Below are 16,810 nucleotides of genomic sequence, written 5' to 3'. Positions count from 1 at the left end.
CGGCCTCACAGCGACAACGGCAGGCTCATGGTCAGCGACAGGTTCGGCGCGGCCGCGGTGAGGCCGGCGCCGACCGTCACGTTGACGGTGGTCTTGGGCGACATGCGGTAGCCCGCGCCGATCGACAGGATGCCGGCGCTCTGCGTCTGCGTCTGCGCCTTGGCGCCGTTGTCGAACGTGAGCGTGGAACGGGCCTGGATCGATTCCTGGAACGAGAACGACGTCGTGATCTTGTACGACAGCGCGTACGCGAAGCCGAGGCCGAAGCCGAAGCTGGCGCCCGGCTTCACCTGGCGCAGCGTGGCGCCGTACAGCTGCTGGCTCAGGTGCTTGGCCGCCAGGCTGTAGCCGACGTTGAAGGAGCCGAACAGCGCGACCGGGTCGACGATGCGCGTCATGTTGGCGCCGAGGTTGAAGCTGTTGACGCCGGACCCGGTGGCCACGCCCTTGTTCACGTCGACCTTGTACGGACTGGTGCCCGTCGCCAGGCGCGCGCCGGCCGTGACCGTGTACGCGACCTCGTCGCGCTTGACTTCCTGCGGCTGCCAGCGCACGCCGAGGCCCAGGTCGCCGATCGTGTGCGAGACGCCCGAAAAGCCGGCCGAATCGGAGTAGCGGCTGATCATGGGCACGGTGACGTTCGCCGTCAGGTTGTTGCGCACGCCGTAGTCCGCCATGATCGTGTTGGTGATCGTGTGCGAGTTCGTGTTCTCGATCGAGAACAGCGTGGCGGTGCCGGACGACAGGTCGGTGTTGATCTTTTCCTGGCCGATGTAGGTGTAGCCCAGCTCATAGTTCACCTGCACCTTGCCCTTGCGGATCAGCGAGTACTGCTTGTCGACGGCGGTCAGGGTTTCCTTCAGCAGCGTCGCGTTGTCGGCATCGCCCTCCTTCTTCGCCAGCGCATTCCGCACCGCGTCGGCGGAGGCGGGCTGCGCGTCGGCGGGCGGCGTGGAGGCGCCCGCCGTATCCTGCGCCAATGCAGGCAACTGGGCGAACAGGCCGGCGCAAGCCAGCGCCGGCACGAGCATCGTGGAAATCTTCATGGTGTCCTTCGTGGTGGGTCTATTGTTTGCGGATCGAGATCCCGCCGAAACCGTTCAGCAGGCGCTCGTTCGCCAACTGCGTGTCGATGGGGCGCTGCAGCCCGCGGTCGCGGATGCGGTCCATGTCGACCACGCCCAGCTCGTTGTCGGCCAGCGCCAGCTTGGCGACGGCCGGGTGGCCCTTCGGCGGATAGGCGATGAACAGCGTGTTGCGGTCCCACAGGGTGGCGAATTCCTCGACCGAGAACGTGATGTTGCCGGCCGACGGATCGGCCAGGAACACGAGGCCGCCGCGCACGCCGCGCAGCACGACGAAGTGCTTGAAGCCGGCGTAGTCGATCGGCACGATGCCCGGCGAATCGAGGGTGAGCAGGTCCGACATCTCGGCGTGGAAGCCCGCGCTCTGGACGTGGATCGACGCGAGGTAGCGCTTCATGTCGAGCAGCGAAAAGCCGCGCCGCTCGATGATCTTGTCCTTCTCGCCGAAGGCCATCATGCCTTCCATCGACTGCTGCTCGGTGACGTCGATACCCAGGTGGTACTTGAGGATGGTGACGAGGGCCGCCGAGCCGCAGCTGTAGTCGTAGGCCTGGTGGACGATGTTCTTGAACTTGAGTTCGGAGAACGGCTCGATCGCGACGTTCGGCACGCCGGTGGCGGCCACGGACATGGTCGTCGGCAGGTCGAAATGGTCGAGCGGACGGTCCTGCGCCTCGTGCTTGGCAAGCACGCCGGCCCCGCCCACGAGGACCGCGAGGATCCCCAGCAGGAATGTGAACATGGTGTCTCCCTGGGACGCTTCATGCAGCCCCTTGTGGCCCGGCTCCGTGCGCATGCGTGGCGTCCGGATGCCTGGATTTCATGCAATGTCGACGTGGCGTTTTGGCCACGTTTATTGCAGTTTTTCTATATTCTGGGTGCAGGCAAGGCTTGCCGATGTTATAAAACGCTATCGTTTTTATAAAAAACCGCTCATTCAGATTGGGGCACCGTGCATACTTGGGACAGGATCAGCAATGCCTTGGGCGAGCCGGTGATCAGCGTCGAGATCGGCGGCGTGCCGATGCGGGCCGAACGCTACATCTTCCAGCTGGGCGGATGCGAGGTGCCACCGCTCGATTCGATGGTGCTGGCCTGCCACATGGGCGGCGCGCGCGCCACGGCCGGGCGCAACCCGGGCCGTTCGTTCGACTTCCTGGCCGGCGCCTCGACCGTGTTCCAGCCCGGCTTCGCCAGCCGCTGGACGTTCTTCGGCGCCATCGACATGGCCATGTTCCACTTTCTCGATCCGAACCACGAGATGGTGCGCCAGTTGCAGCGCCTGCTGGCCGCGCGCGCCAAGTCGCCCACGTTTTCCGACCCGCTCGTGCACGCGTCCGCCCAGCAGGTGCTGGCGGAAATCGCGCGCAGCAGCACGCCGAACGCGGGCTTCGTCGAGCGCGCCTCGGCGCTGATGGTCGAGCAGGCCTGCCGCGTACTGGAAGGAAAGACGGGCCGGCACCTGCCGCCGGACGCGCTCCAGCTCGGCCGCCTGCAGGGCGTGCTGGAATGGATCGGCCAGAATCTGTCGAGCGAACTGTCGAACGCCGAACTGGCGGAGCGCGCCGGCGTGTCGGAATCGCACTTCCGCCGCATCTTCCAGGAAGCGATGGGCATGACACCGCACCGCTATGTGTTGCGTTTACGCCTCGAACGGGTCCACGAATTACTGACCCGCACCAGCTTCTCCATCGCCCGTGTTGCGGCGCAATGCGGCTTCAACAGCCAGAGCCATATGACGGCCTGCTTCGCGGCCGCGTACGGCATCACGCCCGCTCGCGCGCGCCAGCAGGCACGCGCCTGACCGCTCGCGCCGCCGGCGAAAAACGCACCGTTTGCGTTGCGTCAAATAAAAAAACTTGCCTATCGAAAATGAGCAATTTTTGATAAAGACGGGATCATTTTCCGAAGCATTGAGTTTTCGCATGCACACATAATAAAAAACGGCACCCGGGCACAAGAACCAAAAGACACAAAAGAACCCGCGGCCACTCAATGAGTAAGGAGACCAAGCATGAGACCAGCGCAGGACGCGTCCGCACGTACGCGGTCGCCAGCGTGAAGTACCTGTCCGCCACGGACGTGGTGCAACGCATCAAGGCCTGCCTCGGCGCCGAGGGCATCGACGTCGAGGCCCTGTTCGCCAACGCCGGCCTGGAACGGTTCGAGCATGGCGTGCAGGCAGGGCGCGCGGCCGACCTGCTCGCGTTGTCCGACCAGTTCAGCACGCTCTGGGACAGCCTTGCGGCCGCCAGCGGCGATCCGCTGATCGGCTTTCGCGTGTTCGCCCCCGACCCGCTCAGCTGGCTCGGCGTGCTGGGCCACCTGATGCTCGCTTCTCCCACGCTGCGCCAGGCGGCGGACAGCCTGACCCGCTACATGCCGCTCGTGTCGCCCGTCGTGCGCGCCACGATCGAGCCGAAGGCGGACCGGGTGCGCGTCGGCCTGAACCTCGTCGGCGGCGCGCGCCAGGTGCCGCAGGCGCGCTACGACTTCACCTGGAACCTGCTGCTGGCGACGATGCGCTTCGTCGGCAGCCGGCCCGACCTCAAGCCGACCCTCGTCGAATACGCCTATCCGGCCCCCGTCGACACGGCGCCCTACGCGCGCTGGTTCGGCTGTCCGGTGCGCTTCGGCGCGCCCGCCAACGCGCTGGAATTCGCCAACGCGGACATCACGGCGCCGATTCCCACCGCGAACCCGCTCGCGGCGGAAGGCCTGTTCCGCCTGCTCGACGAACGCCTCGCGCAGGCCGAACGCACGAGCGTGGCCGCGCGCGTGCGCGAGCTGCTGCCCGCGATGATCGACCAGGGCGGCGCGCTGCGCGATGCCGTCGCACGGCGCCTCGCGATCAGCGAGCGCACCCTGCAACGCCGCCTGGCCGACGAAGGCACCGACTTCTCGACCCTCGTCGACGAAGTGCGGCGCACGATCGCCCAGCAATACCTGGGCAGCGACCGCATCAGCGTCAAGAACCTCAGCTACAAGCTGGGCTTCGCCGACCCCAGCGCCTTCCACCGCGCCTGCCTGCGCTGGTTCGGCAAGGCGCCCGGCGAGTTCCAGCAGGACCGCATCAACGCCCATGGCCAGGCCGCCGTCAATGGGACCACAGGCGCAGCTGGCCCTGCATCTGCAGCTCGCCGTTCAGGGTGACCTGCCCCAGGCTCTGCGTCACGGGCGCGCGCGGATCGGCCTGCACGCTGAGCGATTCGAAGCCGGTGTCCGTGAAGCGCGTGTACGCCGGCAGGGTCAGCGCCAGGTAGTTCGTGCCGTCGGCGGCCGTCTGCGGGCTGATGTTCAGGCCCACCATCTGGATCACCCCGCCGACATTCTTCAGCACCGTGTACGTCGTCCGTCCGTCGACCACCTGGCCGATGGTCAAGCGGCTGTCGCTCGTCGTGCCGGCGCCGGGCCGGTTCAATTGCAGGCGCACGGCGAAGCTGATGCCGTCGGCGCCGCGCACCTGGGCCAGTTCGTCGTCGGCGAGCGGCTGCGGCGCCGCCCACACCGCCCGGCACAACAAGGCGGACGCCAGGATGGCGAGGAGGCGCAGGCGCGTACTCACTGGCGGAACTTGACGTCGAGGTACTGCAACTGGATCGACCCGATGCGCGCGCTGCCCAGGTCCATGCTCGCGCCGGCGTCGCTGCGGAAGCTGATGTTCCCGATCTGCAGCGTGCCGCTGGGCGCCGCCTGGCCGGCGTCAGGCCAGCCGATGCCGATGTGCAGGCTCGCATTGCCCGCCGCATCCGTGCGCGCATTGAAGATGCCGGCCTGGTTCGTCGCGTCCGCGATCTGCCACGGCGCCGTTGGCGCGGACCCGTCCGCCGTGGCCGCGCCGATCTTCACGTTGGACAGCACCATCGCTTCGCTGGTGGCGTCGCGCCCGTTCGGCGCCAGGGTCAGGCTGCCCAGTTCGAGGCGCGTGGCGAGACCGAACGCGAGGCCGTCGCCGGCGACCGGGGTCGTCCACTGCAGGCCGCCGCCGTAGTACACGAGGTCCGTCAGGATCACGCTGCCGTTCTTGACGTCGAAGCCGCCGGCGTTGACGCCGAAGTCGTAGGCGATCTGCCAGACTTCGCGGCCGGCCGTGTTCTGCGGGAAGGCGATGTTGATCATGTCGGCGCGCCCCGGACCGCCCGCGACCACGTCGAGGCGGTACGGATCGGCGAACGGCGCGTCCGTGTTGTCGGAGCGCGAGGCGGCCAGGTTGCCGATGCCGAGGCTGTCGCCGCCGGGCGTGGTGTAGCGCAGCTCGGCGTTGCCGGCCATGGCGAAATTCGACAGGTTGAAACTCATGCCGTCGCGTCCCGCCACCCTGGCGAGCGCGCTGTCCGGCAGCGGCTCGAGCGCGAACGCGAACGCCGGCGCGCACAACAGGACGGTGGCCGCGGCGCGCGCCAGCATCAATGCCCCGCCGCGTTATTGACCGGCACGGCGCCGGTGAGGTTCAGCGCGGTCAGCTTGTCGCGCCAGTTCAGCCAGATGCCGGCCTGGGCTTCCGTCAGCGCGGGCATGCCGGGCGCGGCCTGGAATTGCACGGGTGTCTTGAGGATCGATATCCAGAAATCGCGGCTCGGGCCGTTGGCGTCGCCGGCCGTCACGCCGCCCACGCTGGACAGCGGCGTGCAGCCGGCGCAGGTGCCGTCCCAGCGCTTGCCGCCGCCGGCGTCGTTCATGCTGTCGACGATGCCGGCCGCGCCCGCGTCGATGCGCATCGAGCCGGACAGCGTGGCGATCTTCGTGCCGATGTCGCCGGCGATGCCGTCGAAGCCGAGGCGCATGCCGACGATCTCGCGCTGGCTGTCGACACCGGTGTTCTTGTAGACGAATTCGAAATAGGGATTGGTGATCTGCACGAGCCGCTGGGCGGCGCTGGCGTCGGTGCGGCCGAATTGCAACGCACTGATGTCGAGGTCGGCGCCCGTGCCGTTGCGCGGCGCGTACGTGTATTCGCCCAGGCGCATATTGGCCAGGTTGGCGTTCAGGGTGACGTCGGCATCGAGGGCGATGCGGGTGAAGTCGACACCGTTGTAGCTGGAATTGCTGACCGTGAACAGGCCCTGGCCGCTGACCCGGGACAGTTCGTTGTCGGACATCGGATGCATCTGGGCCGATGCCGCGCATGGCAACAGCGAGAGCGCCACGAAGGACGCGGTGAGCAATATGCGCATGTTTGAACCCGAAAAACGAAGAGCAACGACGCGAGGCCAAAAAACGGCCCGGGGCAAGCCCGCGGGCCGTCCATCACCCAACCCGTGATGCAGAACCTGTCCCGGTAGGCGGGGGACTCCTGCCTGCCGGGATAGGTTCTTAGTGCGCCCAGATGTAGACGGTGGTGCCTTGCAGCTTGATGTCGTTGGCGGCGAACGAACCGTACGAAGCGGTCGAGTTGCCCATCTTGATCGAGTCGACCGACATGCTCAGGTTCTTGACGGTATCGACTTGCGGGATGGCGATCTTGACGACGTCGCCAGCCGGCATGAAGGCCGCGAGGCCCGCGCCGCCGCTCACGCCCAGCACGCTCGATGCGCCCGATGCGGCGCTGGCTTCGGTCTGGAACGTGGCGTTGTTGATGATGTCGATGGTGGCGGCGATTGCACCGGTGATCTTGATGTTGTTGAAGCTCACCGAACCACCCGCGGTGTCGGTATCCGTGTAGACGAAGGAACCGATGTTCACATGCAGGTCAGCGGCGATCGACACACCGTCACGGCCGGAGACCTTGGACAGATCGGCATCGGCGATCGGGGTCAGGGCCGATGCGTACGAAGCGATCGAGGACAGGGCAGCGACGACGGTCAGTTGTTTCAGCAGTTTCATGGTATCTCCAGTGTTATTGTGATCGACGAGAATTTTTTCGGCTTGCCCGCGCGTCCGCTTTTCCTCTGCGGCTTGTGGCCAATCGGGACGGCAGCGTCGGACTGCTTGGCTTAACTGAAATCTCTTTATTGGAAGTCAATTAAGTGGAAACAATGTTATTACTTCCGATTCAATCACCACATCCTTTTGTCCTTGCTCAGGAAGCCAAATCGATGGATTCCTGAGCCAGTCGTTTGACACATCCAGGCACGCGTTGTGGCGCGCGCCCGAACGCGATCAGTGTGCCCAGATGTAGACGGTGGTGCCCTGCAGCTTGATGTCGTTGACGGCGAACGAACCGTAGGAAGCGGTCGAGTTGCCCATCTTGATCGAGTCGACCGACATGCTCAGGTTCTTGACGGTGTCGACTTGCGGGATGGCGATCTTGACGACGTCGCCCGTCGGCTGGAAGGCGGCCAGGCCCGCGCTGGCGCCCGGTACGGCCAGCGGCGAGATCACGCCCAGGGTCGTGTTGGCATTGACGCTGCCGTCGGCGTTATAGGCGCTGACTTCGCCCTGGAACGTGGCGTTGTTGACGATGTCGATCGTGGCGGCGATCGCACCGCTGATCTTGATGTTGTTGAAGCTCACCGAGCCGCCGGCCGTGTCCGTGTCCGTGTAGACGAAGGAGCCGATGTTCACATGCAGGTCGGCGGCGATCGACACACCGTCACGGCCGGAGACCTTGGACAGATCGGCATCGGCGATCGGGGTCAGGGCCGATGCGTACGAAGCGATCGAGGACAGGGCGGCAACGACGGCCAGTTGTTTCAGCAGTTTCATGGAGTCTCCAGTATTGTTTGAGTGGCGGAACGCGAACTTAATCGGGTATCAATTAAGTGGAAACAATGCTAATACTTTCCGTTTGCTAACAGCAGTCCGGCGGTCATGTCCGCGGAGCCAAATCGATGGCCTGGCGAGCCAGCCTTTGACGCGGTCCTGCGTACCGGCATAAAAAAACCCGCTGCGGGCAGCGGGTCTTTGTGGTGCGGCAGAAAACGCGATTATGCGGCTTCGCGGCTGGCCTTCTTGCGCTCATGTTCCTTCAGGAAACGCTTGCGCAGGCGGATGCTCTTCGGCGTGATCTCGACCAGTTCGTCGTCCTCGATGAACTCGACGGCGTATTCCAGCGACATCTGGATCGGCGGCACCAGGCGCACGGCTTCGTCGGTACCGGACGAGCGCACGTTGGTCAGCTGCTTGCCCTTGATCGGGTTGACGACGAGGTCGTTGTCGCGCGAGTGGATGCCGATGATCATGCCTTCGTACACCGGCGTGTTGTGCTCAACGAACATGCGGCCGCGGTCCTGCAGCTTCCAGATCGCGTAGGCGACGGCGGCGCCGTCATCCTGCGAAATCAGCACGCCGTTGCGACGGCCGGCCAGTTCGCCCTTGGAGTTGTCCACCGGCGCGTAGGCGTCGAACACGTGGCTCATCAGGCCCGTGCCGCGGGTCAGCGTCATGAAGTCGCCCTGGAAACCGATCAGGCCACGGGCCGGGATGCGGTATTCGAGACGCACGCGGCCTTTGCCGTCCGATTCCATGTTCTGCAGGTCGCCACGGCGGCGGCCCAGCTCTTCCATCACGCCGCCCTGGTTGACTTCTTCCACGTCGACGGTCAGGTTCTCGTACGGCTCGCACTTGACGCCGTCGATTTCCTTGTACACGACGCGCGGACGCGACACGGCCAGCTCGAAACCTTCGCGGCGCATGTTTTCCAGCAGGATGGTCAGGTGCAGCTCGCCGCGGCCCGACACTTCGAACACGGTGTCGTCCGGCGTCGGCAGCACGCGCAGGGCGACGTTCGCCTTCAGTTCGCGCTCGAGACGTTCACGCAGCTGGCGGCTGGTGACGAACTTGCCTTCGCGGCCGGCCAGCGGCGAATTGTTGACCATGAAGTTCATCGTCAGGGTCGGCTCGTCGACGGTCAGCATCGGCAGCGCTTCCGGGGTGTCCACGGCGCACACGGTCGAGCCGATGCCGATGTCTTCGATACCGTTGATCAGCACGATGTCGCCGGCAACCGCCTCATCGACCAGCACGCGCTCCAGGCCCTTGAAATTCAGCACCTGGTTGATGCGGCCCTTGATCGGGGTCGATTCCGGGCCGTTCATCACGACGACGTCCTGGCCGGCCTTGATGCGGCCGCGGCTGATGCGGCCGATGCCGATCTTGCCCACGTACGACGAGTAATCCAGCGACGTGACCTGCATCTGCAGCGGGCCGTCCGGATTGTCGTCGCGCACCGGCACGTATTTCAGGATGGCGTCGAACAGCGGCTTCATGTCGCCGTCGCGCACGCTTTCGTCCAGGCCGGCGTAGCCGTTCAGGCCCGACGCGTAGACGATCGGGAAGTCCAGCTGCTCGTCGGTCGCGCCCAGCTTGTCGAACAGTTCGAACGTCTGGTTGATCGCCCAGTCGGCGCGCGCGCCCGGACGGTCGATCTTGTTGACGACGACGATCGGCTTCAGGCCCAGCGCGAGCGCCTTGCGGGTCACGAAGCGGGTCTGCGGCATCGGGCCTTCCTGGGCGTCGATCAGCAGCAGCACGGAATCGACCATCGACAGCACGCGCTCGACTTCACCGCCGAAGTCGGCGTGGCCCGGGGTGTCGACGATGTTGATGTGCGTGCCTTCGTACTCGACGGCGCAGTTCTTCGACAGGATGGTAATGCCGCGTTCCTTCTCGAGATCGTTCGAGTCCATCACGCGGGTGTCCACCTGCTGGTTTTCGCGGAAAGTGCCCGATTGACGCAGCAGCTGGTCCACGAGAGTGGTCTTGCCGTGGTCAACGTGAGCGATGATTGCGATATTACGAATCGCGCGTTTGGTGTTAGACATATGCGTTTTTCAACAGTAATTGTTGCGTGATGGACGGATGAGCACGAAGCTTTCGATTCCGAGAACCCACTAGTATAGCATGCTTGCGGCCCCTGCCGCGTCGCAGCGGGGGAGAAAGCCGAGCATACCGGCGAAATATTGAATGGCGATGACGTGGGGACGCGCCCCATGTGCGCGCGGTGCCGCCGTTTTCAAGCCTGCGGCCGCGCGATCAGCCGTTCCGGCGCCAGCACGCCGTATTCTTGCAGGATGGCCGTGCCCAGCAGCTTGCCGTCGTGATACACGCGCACCCTGCCCTGCGTTTCCGGCAGCGTGACCGGCTCCCGGTTCAGCGCCAGTCTCTGGCCGTTCAGGAAGCGCGCGGCGAGCTCGGGCGTCAGCTCGACGGACGGGAAGCTCGACAGCAGCGCGTCGACCGGCGCCAGCAGCGACAGCGGATTGTCGTGCGCCTGCAACTGTTCCAGCGTGACCATGCCGGCGACCGTCAGCGCACCCACCTGGATGCGGCGCAGCGCGTTCAGGTGCGCGCCACAGCCGAGCACGGCGCCGATGTCCTCGCCCAGCACGCGCACATACGTGCCCTTGCTGCAGGTGACGCGGATGGTCAGCATCGGCGCGTCGTACGCCAGCATCGTGAGCTCGTGGATCGTCACAGGACGCGCGTCGCGCTCCAGCACGATGCCTTCGCGCGCGTATTCGTACAGGGCCTTGCCGTCGCGCTTGAGCGCCGAATACATGGGCGGCACCTGCATGATCGGGCCGCGGAAGCGCGCCAGCGCCGCCTCGATCCCTTCGACCGTCACATCGACGGGGCGCGTCTCGACGGCGTCGCCTTCGGTGTCGCCGGTCGTCGTCGTGATGCCCAGGTGGACGACGGCGTCATACGTCTTGTCCGCTTCCAGCAGGTCTTGCGAAAACTTGGTCGCCTCGCCGAAGCACAGCGGCAGCAGGCCGGTGGCGAACGGGTCCAGCGTGCCGGTGTGGCCGGCCTTCTTCGCGTTGACGACGCGCTTTGCCTTGATCAGCGCATCGTTCGACGACAGGCCGACGGGCTTGTCGAGGAGCAGCACCCCGTCGACGAGGTCGCGGGGCTTCTTCGGGGGCCGTGCGTTCACTCGGAATCCGAATCTTCTTCGGTGTTCGTGCCTTCGACCCCACGACCGGTTTCGATGTCGCCGGCGTCGGTCACATCGTCTTTCGCCCGGGTGGCGTTGGCCTGATCGATCAGGGCCGACATCGCGAGGCCGCGGCTGGTCGAGATGTCGTGCAAGAAATGCAGCTGCGGCAGCGTGTGGATGTGCAGGCGCTTGCCGAGCAGGTTGCGCAGGTAGCCGGACGCCTTCGTCAGGCCTTCCAGCGTCTGCTTGATCTCGTCCGGGCTGTCCTTGAGCAGCGTGAAGTACACCTTCGCGTGCGCGTAGTCCGGGGTCAGCTTGACTTCGCTGATGGTGACCATGCCGACGCGCGGGTCCTTGAGTTCGAAGGCGATCAGTTCCGACAAGTCTTTCTGGATCTGGTCGGCAACGCGCAAGCCGCGCTGGGGGATGCTTTTGCTGTGTTTTGCCATGTTCTTTTACTGCTGTGTGTTTTTGTTCTGATGCGATGCGGCGCGACGTACAGGATGCGGCGCTACCTACAACACCGACGCTGTTTGCACGATGCGGCTACTTGCACGATGCGGCTACTTGCACGATACGGCGCAACTCGCATCGTCGTTCCCGCGCAGGCGGGAACCTAATTTGTTCGCGCCGTCGCCGGCTTGAAACCTGCCGACATGCACGCAAACTTGGGTCCCCGCCTTCGCGGGGACGACGTTTCAGTTGGTCGTCAGGTTCGTCAAGTTCGTCAAGTTCGTCGAGTTCATCAGAAGTTCGTCAAAAGTTCGCCAAAAAACTTGGGGCCAGTCGTCCCGCGCCGCAAGGCACGAGCTCCTGGCCCCAAATGGTACTCCAATCGTTCGATCGGCCGTGATTACAGCGTACGCGCCACTTCCTGAACTTCGAACACTTCCAGGACGTCGCCGACCTGGATGTCGTTGTAGTTCTTCAGCGACAGACCGCACTCCAGACCGGCACGCACTTCCTTGACGTCGTCCTTGAAGCGCTTGAGCGAGTCGATCTCGCCCGTCCACACGACGATGTTGTTGCGCAGCAGGCGGACCGACGAGGTACGCTTGACGACGCCGTCCGTGACGAGGCAGCCCGCGATCGCGCCGACTTTCGACACGAGGATGACCTGGCGGATTTCCACCTGACCGGTGACGTGCTCGCGCTTTTCCGGTGCCAGCATGCCCGACAGTGCCGTCTTGATCTCGTCGATCGCATCGTAAATGATGCTGTAGTAACGGATGTCGACGCCGTTGGTCTCGGCCAGCTTGCGCGCCTGGGCGTCGGCACGGGCGTTGAAGCCGATGATGACTGCCTTGGACGCGGTCGCCAGATTGACGTCCGACTCGGTGATGCCGCCGACGGCCGCGTGCACGATCTGCACACGCACTTCCGACGTCGACAGCTTCTGCAGCGAGCCGACCAGCGCTTCCTGCGAACCCTGCACGTCCGTCTTGACGATGAGCGGCAGGTTCTTGACTTCGCCTTCGCCCATCTGGTCGAGAATGTTTTCCAGCTTCGCTGCCTGCTGCTTGGCCAGTTTCACGTCGCGGAATTTACCTTGACGGAACAGGGCGATTTCGCGCGCCTTGCGCTCATCGGCCATGACCATGACTTCTTCGCCGGCGCTCGGCACTTCCGTCAGGCCCTGGATCTCGACCGGGAAGGACGGACCGGCTTCGGTCACCGACTTGCCGTTCTCGTCCAGCATCGCACGGACGCGGCCGAAGGACGATCCCGCCAGCACGACGTCGCCGCGCTTCAGCGTACCCGACTGCACCAGGATAGTGGCGACCGGGCCGCGGCCCTTGTCCAGGCGGGCTTCGACCACCAGGCCACGGGCCAGCGATTCCACCGGCGCCTTCAGTTCCAGCACTTCGGCCTGCAGCAGCACGTTTTCCAGCAGGTCGTCGATGCCCTGGCCGGTTTTCGCCGACACCTGGACGAACGGCGACTCGCCACCGTATTCTTCCGGCACGACGCCTTCAGCCACCAGTTCCTGGGTCACACGGTCTGCATTCGCGCCCTGCTTGTCGATCTTGTTGATCGCCACAACCAAGGGAACGCCGGCCGCTTTCGCGTGAGCGATTGCTTCCTTGGTCTGCGGCATCACGCCGTCGTCGGCCGCCACCACGAGGATGACGATGTCGGTCGCCTTGGCACCGCGGGCACGCATGGCGGTGAACGCCTCGTGGCCCGGAGTATCCAGGAAGGTGACCATGCCGCGCGGGGTGTCCACGTGGTACGCACCGATGTGCTGGGTGATGCCGCCGGCTTCGCCCGCCGCCACTTTCGCGCGGCGGATGTAGTCCAGCAGCGACGTTTTACCGTGGTCGACGTGGCCCATGACGGTCACGACCGGTGCACGCGGCTTGGCCTCGAACTCGTGGTGCTCGCCGTGGTCGGCCAGCAGCGCTTCCGGATCGTCCTCGGCGGCGGCAAAGGCCTTGTGGCCCATTTCTTCCACCACGATCATCGCGGTTTCCTGGTCCAGCACCTGGTTGATGGTGCACATCTGGCCCAGCTTCATCAGTTGCTTGATGACTTCCGATGCCTTGACGGCCATCTTGTGCGCCAGTTCGGCCACGGTGATGGTTTCCGGCACGTGCACGTCACGCACGATGGCTTCGGTCGGGGCCTGGAAATTCGATTCACGATCGTCGTGACCGCCGCGACGGCCGCCACGGCCGCCGCCCGCACGCCAGCCGTCACGGCCGGCCGGCGCCGCGTTGCCGCGACCCTTCGTGCCGCTGCTCGGACCGCCGCGTTTCTTGTCATCCGACCAGGTCGAGGCCACATTGGCCGACTTGATCGATTTCTTGTCGCCCGGCTTGGCGCGTGCACCGGCGTCGGCCGGCTTGGCATCCGCCGGTTTCGCCGTCGTCGCCGGCTTGTGCAGGGTGCTCGCCTCGGCTGCCTTCGGCTTGGCCGGGGCCGGTTCCGGCGCCTTGATCACGCGGCGCGGCTGGGCCATCATGGCCTTGATCTGTGCCACTTCGTCGGCGACGGCCTTGCGCGCACGCTCGGTGGCGGCGGCGCGTTCGGCGGCTTCCTTGGCGGCTTCTTCGGCCTTGCGCTTGGATTCCTCGGCAGCTGCCTTCTTGGCTTCGTCGGCCGCGGCACGCTTCGCGTCCTCGGCGGCGCCGGCGGCGCCGGCCGATGCCTGGACGGCCGCAGCCGCCTTGTCGGCTGCCGCTTCGGCGGCTTCGGCCGCTTCGCGCTTGGTGCGCTCTGCGGCATCGCGCCTGGCCTGTTCCTCGGCCGCCTTGGCCTGCTCGGCCTTTTCGGATTCGAGCTTGGCCAGGCGTTCCTGCTTCTCGCGCAGCTCCGCTTCCTGACGCGCGATCAGTTCGGCCTGACGGCGCGCGTCCTCTTCGCGACGCGCCTGCTCGGCGGGGTCAACGACCGGTGCCTGCTCGGCAGCCGCTTTCGGCGTGACGAGGTCGTCACGCTGCACGAAGGTGCGCTTCTTGCGCACTTCGACCTGGATCGTGCGCGATTTACCACTCGCGTCAGCCTGCTTGATCTCGGAGGTTTCCTTGCGGGTCACCGTGATCTTCTTCTTTTCGCCCGATTCGGCGGCACCGTGGGTACGGCGCAGATGGTTCAGCAGCTTATCCTTATCATCCTTGGACAAGGGATCTGACGTCGAACTTTTCTCGACGCCGGCAGAACGCAGCTGCGTCAGCAGCAAATCTGCAGGCATCTTCAGTTCGGTGGCAAATTGGGCTACGTTGTTACTCGCCATTCAGTCCTCTTTTCTATGTGTCGCGAGATGATAAAGAAATTTTCTTGCTTAATAAAGCACGAAGACCGGCGCATGCGCTCCGGTCTCTGCACTTCATTTATGCCTTGGCCGTTTCAACCTGGCTCCAGGCTTTCGCCTGCAGGGCCTTGGCCCGGTCGTCGTACTTGGCGTCGACCAGTTTCATCTCATCGTCGGTCACATCATTAAATTCATTCTTGATCAGTTCACGGGCACGCTCGGTCGGCAGCGCCAGGATGGCGCTGAACTCGTCGTAGGCCAGCCCCGCGAATTGCTCCAGGGTCTTGATGCCGGCCAGACCCAGCTTGCCGGCGGTGGTGCGGTCCATCCCTTCCAGGTTGACCAGCACCTCGTCCATGCCCTCGAGACCTTCTTCGGAAGCGATCGCCTCGGTGACCAGGGCGTCGCGTGCGCGGGTGCGCAGTTCGTTGACGGTGTCTTCGTCGAACGATTCGATCTCCAGCATTTCGGAGATGGGAACGTATGCGACTTCTTCAAGGCTCGAAAAACCTTCTTCGACCAGGATGCCCGCCACTTCTTCGTCCACATCCAGCTTTTCCATGAACAGCGTGCGCACGGCAGCGGTTTCCTGGGCAGCCTTGTTGGCCGATTCCTCGGCCGTCATGATGTTGATCTTCCAGCCGGTCAGCTCGGACGCCAGGCGTACGTTCTGGCCCGAACGGCCGATCGCGATCGCCAGGTTTTCCTCGTCGACGACGACGTCCATCGCGTGCTTCTCTTCATCCACCATGATCGACGACACGTTTGCCGGAGCCAGCGCGCCGATCACGAACTGGGCCGGATCTTCCGACCACAGCACGATGTCCACGCGCTCGCCGCCCAGCTCGCCGGTCACGGCCTGCACGCGCGAACCGCGCATGCCGACGCAGGTGCCGATCGGGTCGATGCGCTTGTCCGTCGTAAAGACAGCGATCTTCGCGCGCACGCCCGGATCGCGGGCGGCCGACTTGATCTGCAGGAGACCCTGCTCGATCTCGGGCACTTCGAGTTCGAACAGCTTCATGATGAATTCCGGCGCCGTGCGCGACAGGATCACCTGCGGGCCGCGCATATTGCGGTCCACGCGCAGGATGTAGGCACGCACGCGGTCGCCGATGCGCAGGTTTTCCTTCGGGATCATCTGGTCGCGCGGCAGGCGTGCTTCGATCTTGCCCGACTCGACGATCGCATCGCCGCGCTCCATGCGCTTGATGGTGCCGGTGACGAGCGCGTCGCCGCGCTCCAGAAAGTCTTGCAGGATCTGCTCGCGCTCGGCGTCGCGGACGCGCTGCAGCACGACCTGCTTGGTATCCTGGGCGAAGCGGCGACCGAATTCGACCGACTCGATCGGCTCTTCGATGTATTCGTCGACCTCGATGTCCGGAATCTGTTCCTTCGCTTCGAAGTGCAGGATTTCCTGGTCGGGCAGTTGCAGGCCCGCTTCGTCGGGCACGACGTGCCAGCGGCGGAAGGTTTCGAATTCGCCAGTGTCACGGTCGATGGACACGCGAATGTCGACCTCGCCTTCGTAGCGCTTTTTCGTAGCTTGCGCCAGGGCGAACTCAAGCGCCCCGAAGACCACTTCCTTATCGACGTTCTTTTCGCGCGCGAGCGCATCAACCAGTAACAAAATTTCGCGACTCATGCTTTGCGACTCCTAAAATCCACCTTTGGCACAAGGCGTGCCTTGTCCAGTTCGGCCAGCGTAAATTCCAGCATCGCCGGACCGTCCTTGCTTTCAAATTCCAACCCGATCGTCTCGCCTTGCGGGGCATGCAGGATGCCCGTGTAGGTCTTGCGGTTCGCGCTGCCCGGCATCGCGACGCGCAGCTTGACCGTGCATTCGCTGCCGGCAAAGCGTTCGAAGTCGGCCAGCGTGCGCACCGGACGATCCAGTCCGGGCGACGACACTTCCAGGCGCTCGTAGTCGACGTTCTCGACCGTCAACACGTGCGACAACTGGTGGCTCACCGTGGCGCAATCCTCGACCGAGATCGGTCCCTTTTCGTCCGCCACTGCCGCCGGGAAGTCGATAAACACGCGCAGGATGCCTCGCTCGGCCCGCTCGATGTCGACGAGTTCGTAGCCCAGTCCACTGACTGTCGTGGCGATCAAATCAAACAACTGCACAAGTTTCTCCACGGTCCGGTG

At 64.7% G+C, this 16,810-nt stretch carries 15 protein-coding genes; 2 read left to right on the top strand and 13 right to left on the bottom strand.

The window, feature by feature from the left end; translation table 11 throughout:
* Nucleotides 1–5 precede the first annotated feature (5 nt).
* Entirely contained in the window at nucleotides 6–1,046 is a 1,041-nt protein-coding gene (locus tag U9J41_RS19510) for a transporter (RefSeq protein ID WP_322403827.1), read from the bottom strand.
* A 19-nt stretch (nucleotides 1,047–1,065) separates the two neighbouring features.
* Nucleotides 1,066–1,827, bottom strand: coding sequence for a C39 family peptidase (locus U9J41_RS19505; protein ID WP_322403826.1), 762 nt, complete (start codon nucleotides 1,825–1,827; stop codon nucleotides 1,066–1,068).
* Between the two features lie 210 nt (nucleotides 1,828–2,037).
* On the opposite strand from U9J41_RS19505, the gene U9J41_RS19500 reads away from it, so the two are divergent.
* On the top strand, nucleotides 2,038–2,889 hold the full coding sequence (locus tag U9J41_RS19500; protein ID WP_322403825.1) for a helix-turn-helix domain-containing protein: 852 nt from the start codon (nucleotides 2,038–2,040) through the stop codon (nucleotides 2,887–2,889).
* Between the two features lie 191 nt (nucleotides 2,890–3,080).
* A complete protein-coding gene (locus tag U9J41_RS19495; protein ID WP_322403824.1) occupies nucleotides 3,081–4,238 on the top strand; it encodes an AraC family transcriptional regulator in 1,158 nt (385 codons plus the stop codon).
* Here the strand turns inward: U9J41_RS19495 and U9J41_RS19490 are convergent.
* The 11 genes from U9J41_RS19490 to rimP all read right to left on the bottom strand — a co-directional run bounded on the left by U9J41_RS19490 (nucleotide 4,183) and on the right by rimP (nucleotide 16,789).
* Nucleotides 4,183–4,650 (bottom strand): hypothetical protein, encoded by a 468-nt coding sequence (locus U9J41_RS19490; RefSeq protein WP_322403823.1) that lies wholly within the window; start codon nucleotides 4,648–4,650, stop codon nucleotides 4,183–4,185. The two genes, U9J41_RS19495 and U9J41_RS19490, sit on opposite strands and share 56 nt — an antisense overlap.
* On the bottom strand, nucleotides 4,647–5,492 hold the full coding sequence (locus U9J41_RS19485) for a hypothetical protein (protein ID WP_322403822.1): 846 nt from the start codon (nucleotides 5,490–5,492) through the stop codon (nucleotides 4,647–4,649). Before U9J41_RS19485 ends, U9J41_RS19490 begins: the two co-directional genes overlap by 4 nt.
* The gene (locus tag U9J41_RS19480) at nucleotides 5,492–6,259 is read right to left on the bottom strand and encodes a hypothetical protein (protein WP_322403821.1); all 768 of its coding nucleotides are present in this window, start codon (nucleotides 6,257–6,259) and stop codon (nucleotides 5,492–5,494) included. The genes U9J41_RS19485 and U9J41_RS19480 overlap by 1 nt, the downstream gene beginning before the upstream one ends.
* A gap of 139 nt (nucleotides 6,260–6,398) precedes the next feature.
* On the bottom strand, nucleotides 6,399–6,908 hold the full coding sequence (locus tag U9J41_RS19475; protein ID WP_056439053.1) for a DUF6160 family protein: 510 nt from the start codon (nucleotides 6,906–6,908) through the stop codon (nucleotides 6,399–6,401).
* Nucleotides 6,909–7,184: 276 nt separating this feature from the next.
* The gene (locus U9J41_RS19470; RefSeq protein WP_322403820.1) at nucleotides 7,185–7,730 is read right to left on the bottom strand and encodes a DUF6160 family protein; all 546 of its coding nucleotides are present in this window, start codon (nucleotides 7,728–7,730) and stop codon (nucleotides 7,185–7,187) included.
* 221 nt (nucleotides 7,731–7,951) lie between these two features.
* Nucleotides 7,952–9,787, bottom strand: coding sequence for a translational GTPase TypA (gene typA, locus U9J41_RS19465; RefSeq protein ID WP_322403819.1), 1,836 nt, complete (start codon nucleotides 9,785–9,787; stop codon nucleotides 7,952–7,954).
* A gap of 191 nt (nucleotides 9,788–9,978) precedes the next feature.
* On the bottom strand, nucleotides 9,979–10,902 hold the full coding sequence (truB, locus tag U9J41_RS19460; protein WP_322403818.1) for a tRNA pseudouridine(55) synthase TruB: 924 nt from the start codon (nucleotides 10,900–10,902) through the stop codon (nucleotides 9,979–9,981).
* Entirely contained in the window at nucleotides 10,899–11,354 is a 456-nt protein-coding gene (gene rbfA / locus U9J41_RS19455; RefSeq protein ID WP_322403817.1) for a 30S ribosome-binding factor RbfA, read from the bottom strand. The genes truB and rbfA overlap by 4 nt, the downstream gene beginning before the upstream one ends.
* Before the next feature lie 404 nt (nucleotides 11,355–11,758).
* The gene (gene infB / locus U9J41_RS19450) at nucleotides 11,759–14,641 is read right to left on the bottom strand and encodes a translation initiation factor IF-2 (RefSeq protein ID WP_322403816.1); all 2,883 of its coding nucleotides are present in this window, start codon (nucleotides 14,639–14,641) and stop codon (nucleotides 11,759–11,761) included.
* Nucleotides 14,642–14,738: 97 nt separating this feature from the next.
* Nucleotides 14,739–16,304 (bottom strand): transcription termination factor NusA, encoded by a 1,566-nt coding sequence (gene nusA, locus U9J41_RS19445; RefSeq protein ID WP_322403815.1) that lies wholly within the window; start codon nucleotides 16,302–16,304, stop codon nucleotides 14,739–14,741.
* A complete protein-coding gene (gene rimP / locus U9J41_RS19440; protein WP_056439034.1) occupies nucleotides 16,301–16,789 on the bottom strand; it encodes a ribosome maturation factor RimP in 489 nt (162 codons plus the stop codon). Before rimP ends, nusA begins: the two co-directional genes overlap by 4 nt.
* Nucleotides 16,790–16,810: the final 21 nt, after the last annotated feature.

Source organism: Massilia luteola, assembly GCF_034420155.1.
Lineage (GTDB): Bacteria > Pseudomonadota > Gammaproteobacteria > Burkholderiales > Burkholderiaceae_D > Telluria > Telluria luteola.
The sequence above is the reverse complement of the archived record's forward strand: the minus strand, read 5'-3'. Positions and strand labels throughout refer to the sequence as shown.

Bases quoted from the DNA above. Each gene is read 5' to 3' on its own strand.
- U9J41_RS19510 (WP_322403827.1), bottom strand. From the start codon at position 1,046: ATGAAGATTTCCACGATGCTCGTGCCGGCGCTGGCTTGCGCCGGCCTG.
- U9J41_RS19505 (WP_322403826.1), bottom strand. From the start codon at position 1,827: ATGTTCACATTCCTGCTGGGGATCCTCGCGGTCCTCGTGGGCGGGGCC.
- U9J41_RS19495 (WP_322403824.1), top strand. From the start codon at position 3,081: ATGAGTAAGGAGACCAAGCATGAGACCAGCGCAGGACGCGTCCGCACG.
- U9J41_RS19485 (WP_322403822.1), bottom strand. From the start codon at position 5,492: ATGCTGGCGCGCGCCGCGGCCACCGTCCTGTTGTGCGCGCCGGCGTTC.
- U9J41_RS19480 (WP_322403821.1), bottom strand. From the start codon at position 6,259: ATGCGCATATTGCTCACCGCGTCCTTCGTGGCGCTCTCGCTGTTGCCA.
- U9J41_RS19475 (WP_056439053.1), bottom strand. From the start codon at position 6,908: ATGAAACTGCTGAAACAACTGACCGTCGTCGCTGCCCTGTCCTCGATC.
- U9J41_RS19470 (WP_322403820.1), bottom strand. From the start codon at position 7,730: ATGAAACTGCTGAAACAACTGGCCGTCGTTGCCGCCCTGTCCTCGATC.
- typA (WP_322403819.1), bottom strand. From the start codon at position 9,787: ATGTCTAACACCAAACGCGCGATTCGTAATATCGCAATCATCGCTCAC.
- rbfA (WP_322403817.1), bottom strand. From the start codon at position 11,354: ATGGCAAAACACAGCAAAAGCATCCCCCAGCGCGGCTTGCGCGTTGCC.
- infB (WP_322403816.1), bottom strand. From the start codon at position 14,641: ATGGCGAGTAACAACGTAGCCCAATTTGCCACCGAACTGAAGATGCCT.
- nusA (WP_322403815.1), bottom strand. From the start codon at position 16,304: ATGAGTCGCGAAATTTTGTTACTGGTTGATGCGCTCGCGCGCGAAAAG.